This window comes from Shewanella sp. (assembly GCF_051658185.1).
Taxonomy (GTDB): domain Bacteria; phylum Pseudomonadota; class Gammaproteobacteria; order Enterobacterales; family Shewanellaceae; genus Shewanella.
In genome coordinates this window covers 1-10,752 of sequence record NZ_JBOFMC010000340.1, presented here as the reverse complement: position 1 = coordinate 10,752, position 10,752 = coordinate 1, and the positions used below count along the sequence as shown (strand labels likewise).

Sequence of the window (10,752 nt, the reverse complement as noted above, 5' to 3'; positions counted from 1 at the left end):
ACGGCAAATGGTTAGAAGTGTTAGGCTGCGGCATGGTGCACCCAAATGTGCTGCGCAGTGTGGGCATCGATCCAGAAAAATACTCTGGTTTTGCTTTTGGTATGGGGGTTGAGCGTCTCACTATGTTGCGTTACGGCGTCAACGATTTACGTGCGTTTTTCGAAAACGACCTACGTTTCCTGAAGCAATTTAAATAACGGAGCTGTAATAGCATGAAATTTAGCGAATCTTGGCTTCGTGAGTGGGTTAACCCTACGATAAGCCGTGAAGCATTGTCCCACCAGATCACGATGGCGGGCCTTGAAGTCGATGGGGTTGACCCCGTCGCAGCCGAGTTTAACGGCGTGGTGGTGGGTGAAGTGGTTGAATGTGCTCAACATCCCGATGCCGACAAACTGCGCGTGACCAAAGTTAACGTGGGTGGCAGTGAACTGATTGATATCGTTTGTGGCGCCTCCAATTGCCGTCAAGGCCTTAAGGTTGCCGTGGCCATGGTGGGCGCGGTGTTACCGGGCGATTTTAAAATCAAAAAGGCTAAGCTGCGCGGCATGCCATCTGAAGGCATGCTGTGTTCATACAGCGAGCTGGGCATTGATGTGGAAAGTGACGGCATTATCGAACTGCCAGTCGATGCGCCTTTAGGCGTGGATTTGCGTGACTATTTGCAGCTTGATGATGCCGTTATCGAAGTGGACTTGACTGCGAACCGCGCCGACTGTTTAGGTATGGTGGGTCTTGCACGTGAAGTTGGCGTATTAAACCGCCAAGCCGTGACAGCGCCACAATGGCAAGCGGTCACCCCAACAATCGATGCCAAAGTGGCGATTAACGTAAAAGAAACCGCTGCTTGCCCCCGCTATTTAGGCCGGGTGGTGAAAAATGTTAACGTGAAAGCGCCGACACCGCTGTGGATGCAAGAAAAATTGCGTCGTAGTGGGATCCGCTCAATCGATCCTATCGTTGATATCACTAACTTTGTGTTAGTGGAATTTGGTCAACCGATGCACGCCTTTGATTTAGCTAAACTCACTGGCGATATCCAAGTGCGTTTAGGTGATGGTGCAGAAAAAATCACCCTGCTCGATGGCAGTGAAGTCACGGTCCCAAGCGATACGCTTGTTATCGCCGACGATGTGCGCCCATTGGCGTTAGCGGGCGTATTTGGCGGTGAATATTCCGGTGTCAGTGACACCACCCAAGACATTTTGCTGGAATGTGCGTTCTTCGCACCGTTAGCGATTATGGGGAAATCACGTCGTTTAGGCCTGCACACGGATTCATCACACCGCTTTGAGCGGGGTGTTGACCCAGAAATGCAACACAAGGTCATGGACCGCGCAACGCGTTTAGTGCTGGAGATTTGTGGCGGTGAAGCCGGCCCAGTGGTTGAGGCTAAATCTGATGCTGACTTACCAAAACCTGCACAAATTGTATTACGTCGCAGCAAGTTAGATAAGATCCTCGGTCACTCCATTCCGGATAGCGACGTGGTTGAAATCCTTGAGCGTTTAGGTTTCAGCGTCGTTGCAGGCGAGGGAAGCTGGCAGGTGACCACGGCGACCTATCGCTTTGATATGGCAATTGAAGAAGACCTTATCGAAGAAGTGGCGCGCATTTACGGTTACAACAATATCCCCAATATTGCCCCCGTTGCCGCGCTGCGGATGTCGGATCACAAAGAAACTGACTTAAGCCTAAAACGTGTTCGTTCGCTGCTCGTGGCCCGTGGGTTCCAAGAAGCGGTGACTTACAGTTTTGTCGATCCTAAATTGCAAAATTTGGTTCACCCTGGTGTTGAAGCGATGGTGTTGCCTAACCCGATTTCCAGTGAAATGTCGGCCATGCGCCTGTCAATGTTCACCGGTTTATTAGCGGCAGTGGGCTACAACCAAAGTCGTCAACAGCATCGCGTGAGACTTTTTGAAACTGGCCTGCGCTTTGTTCCTGATATCAATGCAGAATCTGGTGTAAGACAGCAAGCAATGCTCGGTTGCGTCATTACAGGCCTGCAAAATGATGAACATTGGGCGATGGAATCAAAAACTGTTGATTTTTTCGACCTTAAAGGTGATTTAGAAGCCATTATCGGCTTGACAGTTTCTGCATCAGAATTTAGCTTTAGAGTAGCGACACATTCTGCCCTCCATCCGGGGCAATGTGCTGAAATATTGAGAAATGATCGAGTCATCGGTCATATAGGTGCAATCCATCCTAGTTTGGAGAAGCCTTTTGGACTCAATGGTAAAACCATCGTTTTTGAGTTGGAATTGGATGCTTTATTGCATACCAGTTTACCGCTAGCCCAAGCAGTATCAAAGTTCCCAGCGAATCGTCGTGACATCGCGGTGGTAGTAGATGAAAGTGTGTCTGCAGGCGATATTATGAAAGTAATAAGAAAAGTTGGCGAAAATCAGTTGGTTGGCATAAACTTGTTCGATGTATACTCAGGTAAAGGTGTTGAGCCTGGCAAGAAGAGCTTGGCAATAGCACTTACATTACAAGACACTACTCGTACACTTGAGGAAAAAGAGATTGCTGAGACCGTAGGTTCAGTGGTTTCTGCCCTAAAGACCGAGTTCAACGCATCGTTGAGGGATTAAAGTATGGCACTTACCAAAGCCGAAATGGCAGAACATCTTTTTGAAACACTTGGAATAAATAAGCGTGTCGCTAAAGAGATGGTTGAGTCGTTCTTTGAAGAAATTCGAGGCGCACTTGAAAGTGGTGAGCAGGTCAAGTTATCAGGTTTTGGCAATTTTGATCTTAGAGATAAGAATCAAAGACCGGGAAGAAACCCGAAAACCGGCGAAGATATTCCAATTTCTGCGCGCCGTGTCGTGACTTTCCGTCCTGGCCAAAAGCTAAAAACTCGTGTTGAAGTCGCAAATACGAGTAAGTAAAAGTGTGTGATTGATGGGAAAGCCACTCCGTTGTGAGTGGCTTTCCTGTTTATTGTTGTTGTCGATATTTTAGTTTTATACCCATAGCATTAACTGTCTGTTTACTCTCAGTAAATTCAACGTACTTTTGTTTTTATGCCCTTGACGTTGAGCATGGCTTCGGCTGCCCTTGGGATGCAGTAGGGGCGGCGTTAAGTTAACAGAGGCAAGCTAGATTAAAGAAACTCAGAGTGAAGGATGGGCTTGTGCAGCCATGGCCTCTCATGATCTTTAAATGGCGAAGCGGATTAATAATGTGATGGGTATTATCTACTGTTTGAGGTGAATGCGTTGTCAAGACCGCCAAAACATTTTGATCGCCATTTTAAATTGGCGTTATTACATCCTAAGTATTGGCTGAGTTGGCTCGGGATTGCTCTATTAATGTTGTTTGGACTCTTGCCTAGTGGGGTGCGCGATCCGCTTGTTAGGCGACTAGCAACGTTGGTTTTTTGGATTGCCAAAAAGCCCATTGGTATTGCCAGAGCCAATTTACGCGCTTGTTTTCCTGAAAAATCGGCCACTGAGATTGAGACATTAGTGCGAGAAAATGTGCAAAATTTTGTATTGGTGCTGTTTTCTCAAGGCGAATTATTGGTGCGTTCAAAGGCACATTTACGCCGCCGAGTCACGCTTAACGGTTTTGAGCATGTTAAAGCAGCTCAGGCGATGGGCCAGCCGGTGATTTTTATCATGCCCCATGTGTGGCCAATCGATTATGCAGGACTGCGATTAAACCTAGAATTACCTATGGTGACGATGGCCAAAGCCCATCGAAACGGCTTATTTAATTGGTTTAGTAATCGGCTGCGCAGTCGTTGTGGTGGCCATGTCTATATGCGAGAGGCTGGTATTCGCGCGCTATTGGCCGAGCTGAAGCGGGGTAACAGCTTTTTTTATCTGCCAGATGAGGATTTAGGACCAGATCAGAGTGTGTTTGCGCCTTTTCTGGGGACGGTTAAGGCCACGCTGCCAGTGGTGGGGCGCTTAGCTCAGGCGGGGAATGCCCAAGTGCTTCCGGTGAAGATCGGTTACGATCAGCATCGGCGGCAATTTGAGTTGACCGTGATGCCAGCCATTGCCCCGAGCGATATGGTGGGTAAAGAAAATGAGGCGTTGGCCCTCAATAAAGTGGTTGAGCAAGTGATTTTGGCCTACCCAGAGCAATATATGTGGTTTTTACGGGTGCTTAAAACGCGCCCTGAAGGCGAGGCCTCTATCTATTCTTGATGGCCTGTAGGTAGTCCTGAATACACCATGGCGGGATGACGACTGAGTTAACGACTGGGTCAATGATTGAGAAAATGGCTTTAAGCGTAGAATGCTTAAAGCCATTTTTGTTTGGTGAGTGGATTGCTTGCCGCGATATCGTTATCTGAAGCTTGAGGCTAAGTGCTAAGTGCTAAGTGCTAAGTGCTAAGTGCTAAGTGCTAAGTGCCAAGCGATAAGCATTTTAGGGCGCGTTGGCCATGGCGGACTCCGCCTCGCCTTGCTCCATTTCCAGTTGCATCAGTAGCATGTCCTCGCCGTCGATGACGCGAGTTCGGTAACTGCTGCACACCGGGCAGAGGACGGAACGCTCAGTTAACACTGACTCATGCTGGCAATCTAAGCACTGGATCACTAAAGGCTGCAGCCTGATATTAAGCTCAGCCTGCTGGCATAGGCCATCGAGTTTGAAGGTGTCAAAAGCGGTCTTAAGTAGGCTAGGTTCGACCCCACTCATCACCCCTAATTTAATGTCCACCCGAGTGACGCGCATAGCCTGTTCAGCTTTGGCATATTGCTCACATTGTTCAATCAGGGCGCTTACAATGGAGTATTCGTGCATCAGCAAATCCTTGGCAGTAATTCCCCTTGGGGCAGATCAAGATAACGCTGGGTCTGCCAGGGAGTTTTGAGGATAACCTTGCCAGCCGCGCCTGCGGTCACCGTACCGATAATGGCGGCATGTTGGCAGCCACCAAAGCGCTGCATAATCTCTAGCGCGCCATGGGCTATTTCCTCTGGGACGGCGAGGACAAAAGTACCTTCATTGGCCAGATCGGTTGCTTCAAAGCCATAGAGTTCACACAGGCCTTTTACTTCATCGCAAACCGGAATACTCGCCTCATTGACGGTGATCCCGACCTTGGAAACACCGGCCCATTCGTTGAGCACCGCAGACAATCCGCCGCGGGTCGCGTCGCGCATCGCATGGATAGGAATATTGGCGGCAATTAATTGCTCGACGATGGGCCAGAGCGTGGCGCAATCGCTTTGCAAGTTGGATTCGAGCACGAGTCCTTCACGGGCCATTAAAATGGCCGCGCCGTGGCAACCAATATCCCGGGAGACAATAATGGCATCCCCCGGTGTCAGATTGGCCGCCGAGATATTGGGGCGTAATATTCGACCAATGCCGGAGGTGTTAATAAATAATCCATCAGCGCAGCCCTTTGGCACGACCTTAGTGTCGCCGCAGACAATCCGTGCGCCGCAGTGGCTTAACTCCTTGGCCATGCTGCGCACTATGGTGGTCAGATCCTGTAAAGAAAAGCCTTCTTCAATGATCACGCTGCAGCTTAAATATTGGGGCTCAGCGCCCATCATCGCCAGATCATTTACCGTCCCCGCGATGGCGAGTTTGCCAATATCGCCTCCAGCAAAAAAAAGTGGCGAGACGGTAAACGAGTCTGTGGTAAAGGCGGTGGCACCGTGCAGTTCCAGTTTGGCGGCATCTTCTTCACTGCGAAGGATGGGGTTATCAAACTCGGCAAAAAACAGGTTGCGGATGAGGGCATTCATTTCTTTACCGCCACCACCGTGGCTGAGTTGAATGGCTTTATCTTTTGGGTTGTCAGCCATGTTGGATCTCCTTGTGTGTGACGCCTTGATAGCGGTAATAGGCATTACAGGCGCCTTCCGAGCTGACCATGCAGCTGCCTAAGGGGGTTTCTGGGTTGCAGCCTCGGCCAAACACTTTGCAATCCTTCGGTTTGGCCAGCCCCCGCAGTATATCGCCGCATTGGCAGGCCTTGTGATCATCAATTTCTTTGACGGGTAAGCAGTCTTTAAAGCGCAATTCTGCGTCCCGGTGGGCATATTCGGCTTTGAGTTGCAGGGCGGAATTGGGGATTGGCCCAAGGCCGCGCCAGCGAAACTGCGGTCGAATGGCAAAATACTGATTGACCGTCGCTTGAGCGCGGAGGTTGCCTTCTTCTGATACGGCGCGGCTGTATTGGATATCGAGCTGCGCCTGACCTGCCGCCTTTTGCCGGGTAATACGTAAAATGGATTCCATGACATCAACCGGTTCAAAGCCTGAGACCACCAGCGGCGTCCCATAGCGTTGCACCGCACTACGGTAGATGTTGGCGCCGGTGATCACGCTGACATGGGCTGGGCCAATAAAGGCATTCACCTTGGTATTGGGATCCTGCATGACTGCATCGATAGCGGGCGGGACCAGCACATGGTTGATGTGAAACAGCAAGTTATCCAGTTTTTCTTGCTCAGCCAGTTGCAGCAAGATGGCGGTCATCGGCGTTGAGGTTTCAAAACCGATGGCAAAAAACACGACAGTTTTATCGGGATTGTCTCGGGCGATTTTTAAGCTATCTAAGGGATCGTACAATGGCCGGATATCACAGCCCTTTGCCCGAAAGCTGGCGAGGGAGCCGTGGGACCCCGGTACCCGGATCATGTCGCCAAGGGTGAGCAAAATGACGTTTTCCTGCTGGGCAAGTACGCTCGCTTGGTCGATACGCTCCTTGGGCATAATGCACACTGGGCAGCCTGGGCCATGGATAAATTCAATATTATCAGGCAGTAAATCCAGTAAACCGTATTTCATTATGGTGTGGGTATGGCCGCCGCACACCTCCATGATGTTGATGGCTCCCTTGACGGTTTTGGCCGTTTGGGCAATGTCATGGGCCAAACTGGCGATCGTCTTTGGATCGCGAAAGCCCTGATACAAGTGTTTTAGTTCAAACATGCTTTGTCCTCGTGCACCCATCTCGCCGCGCGCGTGCGGCTGTGGGCGAAAGCTGTGTTTAACAATCGCGTTGGATTAGCGGGACTCACCATCGAGTTTTGCGACAATTTCTTGATATAACTCAATGCTTTGCTTGGCATCTTCCTTGTCGATTTTATTCATCACAAACCCGATATGGATAAGCACATAGTCACCGATGGCCAAGGGCTCAGTCATCAAATGACTGCTGACCTCGCGGCGCACGCCTAAGGTATCGACGGTGACGGATTGCCGTTCGTGGTCAACGGCGACCACTTGAGAGGGAATGGATAAGCACATTATTGAGCTCCTTGCCGATGTTGCTCGATCCACTGGGCGAGGGCGCGCATAGAATCCCCATGTTTAATTGAGATTTCGAGGATTTGCGTTGCGGGATTGAGCTTTTTTAACTGCGCTTTGGCTTCATCGACATTGAAATCGAAGTAGGGCAGTAAGTCGCATTTGGTGATCAATACCAGATCCGCACGGCGGAACATAACTGGATATTTTTCAATCTTATCATCACCTTCTGGCACTGATAACAGCACGATATTCTTATGCGTGCCAACATCATAGCTCGCCGGGCAGACCAAATTACCGACGTTTTCGACAAAACAGATATCGAGGCCTTCAAGCGGGAGATGGTGCAGGGCACCGTGGACCATAAAAGCATCCAGATGGCAGGCGCTGCCCGTTTGAATTTGATAGGCGTTAATGCCTTTAGCGATTAAGCGGTCGGCATCGCGGGAGGTTTCCAGATCGCCTTCAATCACGGCGTAATTGAGGGGGGTGTACTCTTTAAGCTGTTCAAGCAAGGTGGTTTTACCGCTGCCAGGGCTACTCATGAGATTAAAGGCGGTGATGTGATGGGCCTCAAAATGGGCGCGATTATGGCCAGCTTCGATATCGTTTTTGTCGAGGATTTTATGGATCACCGACAAGGTTTTTTTGTCGTTAAGCTGCGGATTAGTATGCAATTGCTCATGGTGATGTCCAGGATTGTGATCATGCTGATGGCCAGTGCCTTGGCGGGTAAGCGAGCAGCCGCAGTCTTTGCACATAGAAAATCTCTCCTTGTCGAGGGGCGTTGCCTGACATTGTGATGGTAAGGCCTAATAGTAGGGTTAAACACCGTCGGTACATTTGGTTAAGCTAATGTTAAGTGTGATACAAATTTGGCATTGATTCTTTGATGTTTGTCAGGTTTACAAGATAAAGCGCTGGCGGGTTAGTCGCTTATTTTGCCGCGCTTAGTGTTACTGATGCAGACCATACCACAGCTGCCCAAGGGCGATGCCGCCATCATTAATGGGGATCTGCTGGCTCGAGAGAACCTGATTGCCTTGAGCGTTAAGCTTTTTAAGGCAATATTCGAGGAGGTATTTATTTTGAAATACCCCGCCGCAGAGCACGATCGGCAGCGGCTTGTACTGTGCGGCAACGTCGCAGACAGCATCGCCTAGTGCATGAATAAAGGCGCGGGCGATGGCGTCGCGTCGTGCGTCCGTGAGCGGTTGTTCGCTGAGCAAGGTGATGATCTGTTTGAACATGGCACTGCTCCCCCAACACGGGCGCGGATCTGAGCCTGAGATTTCTGGGCGGCAGAGCAAGGGGAAGTGCAGCGCCGGGGACGCTATGGCATCAAGGCTTGCCAGTTCGCGGGCATCGGCGCGCTCCGCCGCCGCCTCAAGGGCCATACCGGCCTGACCTTCAAAGAGGGTGGTGTCTATCAGCCCTAAGGCGCAGGCTAAGGCATCAAATAGCCGCCCGGCGGAGGTGCTGCGCAGGGTGTTGCCGTGTTGCCAGATCTTATGAAGATTAAGCAGTGTGGTCGGCGTTAAGCTGCGCAAAATAGGCAATGGCAGTAATTGCACTTCCCGTAAACTCATCTGTTCAAACAATAGTGCCAGTAATAGGCGCACGGGCTGCTTGATGGCCATTTCGCCGCCAAGTAGCGCTATTGGCTCAAAGTGCATGAGGCGATTCGCCTCCTTGACGGTGGTGATTAGCACTTCACCGCCCCATAGCTCTCCATCATCGCCAAGGCCTGTGCCATCAAAGCTAAAACCCAGAACGGGGCCGCTGTGTTGGTTGATGGCCATGACACTGAGTACATGGGCATGGTGATGTTGCACCGTTAAGCATTGGGGGGCACTTAGCAACCGCGCAGAGGATGGCTGGCCAATATCCAAGCACGGCGCGGCCCCTGTTTGGGCGTCGGCCCAGCGGGAGGGAGCATAGTCTGGGTGTTTATCCCGTACGATGCAGTTAGCGCTAAATTGGTACAGGCGAGAGAAGGTGGCTAAGGTGCGTTCAAAATAGTCTTGGGCGCCGACACTAAAGAGATCACCAATATGTGGGCTTAAAAAGACATTGTTGCCAATACTAAAGGCGAGAGTATTTTTTTGCTGTGCCCCTACCGCCAATATGCTGAGCTTTTGGGGCGCAGGTAGGGCAAAACTCACTGGGGCATAGCCCCGGGCGAGGCGCAGCACTTGAACTTGGCTCAGTTCGGTATCTACGTTGCCATGTGCGTTTGTGGGCTCAATCACTTGGACAACACTGTCATCGCAGCCGTTAATGATGGGCCTGTCATGGTCGACGATGGCATCTACCACATGGCTGAGATAGCGCGTGATGTCATGGCTTGCGGTGATAATCGGCTCCCCCGAGACATTGGCGCTGGTGGCGACCATGGGCCGTTTAAATAGCGACATGAGCAAATGATGCAAAGGAGTGTAAGGCAGAAAAATCCCCAGTTTATTGAGTCCAGGGGCCACCATTGCGCTGATGGCGGTGTTTGCCAGGCGGTTCATCAATACAATGGGCCGCTCCTGCGAACAGAGTACCTGCCATTCGCGTGCGCTGCCTGTGATGTACTCTGTTGCCATTGCCCTATCGGCCATCATCACGGCCAAGGGTTTGGCTGGGCGCTGTTTACGCTGACGCAGGGCGCTGACGGCGGCATCATTGGTGGCATCGCAAACTAAATGAAAACCGCCGAGCCCCTTGATGGCTAAAATGTGCCCTTGGCGTAAGCGCTCTGCCGCCAGCAGCAGCACTTGCTTGTCGGTGGATGTTTGCCAAGACGCAGGATAAATACGTTCCCCTAAGGCGGTGGTTAAGCGTAATGTTGGACCGCAGTGGCGACAGCTCACGGGTTGGGCGTGGTAGCGGCGATCTAGCGGATTTTGATAGGCACTGGCGCACTCGGGACACATGGCAAAATCCGCCATGGCGGTATTGTGTCTGTCATAGGGTAACGCCTTGATAATGGTGTATCTTGGGCCGCAATTGGTGCAATTGGTAAAGGCATAGCCAAAGTGACGATTGTTGGGGTCTTGCATGTCTTCAAGACAATCTTGACAAGTGCTTTTATCCGCCGCCACCGCGACCTGAGCGCCCGTGGCGTCGTCGTGTTCGCTGTGTAAAATCACAAAGTCGGTCTCGTTACCCTCGATGGTCAGCGCTTGGTGGCTGATGCGATCAATGCGAGCAAGGGGGGGCGGATTGGTGGTCAGTTGCTCAATAAAACGCGCGACCTGTGCCGCGTGGCCTTGTATCTCAATGGTCACGCCCATGGCGTTATTCAGCACAGAGCCGGTGACTTGGCACTCTTTGGCGTAGCGGTAAACCAAGGGGCGAAAGCCCACTCCTTGGACAATACCTGTGATATGTAATTGCTTACGCTGAAGTTCAGCCTCTGGGCTTGGGTTATCCAATCTATGTTATCTCTTAAGCAAATGAATGACTTAGTCTTGCCTGTCCCAGTCTCGGCCCTTGGCAAAGAGTGCTCCAACGGCAAGATTAGCACCA

10 protein-coding genes are annotated in these 10,752 nt (G+C 51.1%); 4 read left to right on the top strand and 6 right to left on the bottom strand.

The window, feature by feature from the left end; genetic code table 11:
- The 4 genes from ACRCZA_RS12955 to lpxM form a co-directional block, all read left to right on the top strand.
- Positions 1-197, top strand: a 197-nt coding sequence (locus ACRCZA_RS12955; RefSeq protein WP_438674834.1) for a tRNA ligase subunit PheS family protein, incomplete at its 5' end; no start/stop codon positions are given.
- 15 nt (positions 198-212) lie between these two features.
- Entirely contained in the window at positions 213-2,600 is a 2,388-nt protein-coding gene (gene pheT / locus ACRCZA_RS12950) for a phenylalanine--tRNA ligase subunit beta (protein ID WP_438674833.1), read from the top strand.
- Between the two features lie 3 nt (positions 2,601-2,603).
- Complete coding sequence (gene ihfA, locus ACRCZA_RS12945; RefSeq protein WP_438674832.1) at positions 2,604-2,900, top strand: integration host factor subunit alpha; 297 nt, start codon at positions 2,604-2,606, stop codon at positions 2,898-2,900.
- A gap of 330 nt (positions 2,901-3,230) precedes the next feature.
- Positions 3,231-4,169: a lauroyl-Kdo(2)-lipid IV(A) myristoyltransferase gene (lpxM, locus tag ACRCZA_RS12940; protein WP_438674831.1), complete on the top strand. Its 939-nt coding sequence runs from the start codon at positions 3,231-3,233 to the stop codon at positions 4,167-4,169.
- Positions 4,170-4,392: 223 nt separating this feature from the next.
- Here lpxM and hypA read toward each other — a convergent pair whose 3' ends face one another.
- The 6 genes from hypA to hypF form a co-directional block, all read right to left on the bottom strand.
- A complete protein-coding gene (gene hypA, locus ACRCZA_RS12935; protein ID WP_438674830.1) occupies positions 4,393-4,770 on the bottom strand; it encodes a hydrogenase maturation nickel metallochaperone HypA in 378 nt (125 codons plus the stop codon).
- Positions 4,770-5,786 (bottom strand): hydrogenase expression/formation protein HypE, encoded by a 1,017-nt coding sequence (gene hypE / locus ACRCZA_RS12930; RefSeq protein ID WP_438674829.1) that lies wholly within the window; start codon positions 5,784-5,786, stop codon positions 4,770-4,772. Before hypE ends, hypA begins: the two co-directional genes overlap by 1 nt.
- The gene (gene hypD, locus ACRCZA_RS12925) at positions 5,779-6,918 is read right to left on the bottom strand and encodes a hydrogenase formation protein HypD (protein ID WP_438674828.1); all 1,140 of its coding nucleotides are present in this window, start codon (positions 6,916-6,918) and stop codon (positions 5,779-5,781) included. Before hypD ends, hypE begins: the two co-directional genes overlap by 8 nt.
- Positions 6,919-6,993: 75 nt before the next feature.
- A complete protein-coding gene (locus ACRCZA_RS12920; protein WP_438674827.1) occupies positions 6,994-7,236 on the bottom strand; it encodes a HypC/HybG/HupF family hydrogenase formation chaperone in 243 nt (80 codons plus the stop codon).
- Positions 7,236-7,997: a hydrogenase nickel incorporation protein HypB gene (gene hypB, locus ACRCZA_RS12915; RefSeq protein ID WP_438674826.1), complete on the bottom strand. Its 762-nt coding sequence runs from the start codon at positions 7,995-7,997 to the stop codon at positions 7,236-7,238. Before hypB ends, ACRCZA_RS12920 begins: the two co-directional genes overlap by 1 nt.
- 195 nt (positions 7,998-8,192) lie before the next feature.
- On the bottom strand, positions 8,193-10,658 hold the full coding sequence (hypF, locus tag ACRCZA_RS12910; RefSeq protein WP_438674825.1) for a carbamoyltransferase HypF: 2,466 nt from the start codon (positions 10,656-10,658) through the stop codon (positions 8,193-8,195).
- Positions 10,659-10,752 lie beyond the last annotated feature (94 nt).

Excerpts from the sequence above, each read along its gene's own strand:
- pheT (WP_438674833.1), top strand. The coding sequence starts at position 213 with ATGAAATTTAGCGAATCTTGGCTTCGTGAGTGGGTTAACCCTACGATA.
- ihfA (WP_438674832.1), top strand. The coding sequence starts at position 2,604 with ATGGCACTTACCAAAGCCGAAATGGCAGAACATCTTTTTGAAACACTT.
- hypA (WP_438674830.1), bottom strand. The coding sequence starts at position 4,770 with ATGCACGAATACTCCATTGTAAGCGCCCTGATTGAACAATGTGAGCAA.
- hypE (WP_438674829.1), bottom strand. The coding sequence starts at position 5,786 with ATGGCTGACAACCCAAAAGATAAAGCCATTCAACTCAGCCACGGTGGT.
- hypD (WP_438674828.1), bottom strand. The coding sequence starts at position 6,918 with ATGTTTGAACTAAAACACTTGTATCAGGGCTTTCGCGATCCAAAGACG.
- ACRCZA_RS12920 (WP_438674827.1), bottom strand. The coding sequence starts at position 7,236 with ATGTGCTTATCCATTCCCTCTCAAGTGGTCGCCGTTGACCACGAACGG.
- hypB (WP_438674826.1), bottom strand. The coding sequence starts at position 7,997 with ATGTGCAAAGACTGCGGCTGCTCGCTTACCCGCCAAGGCACTGGCCAT.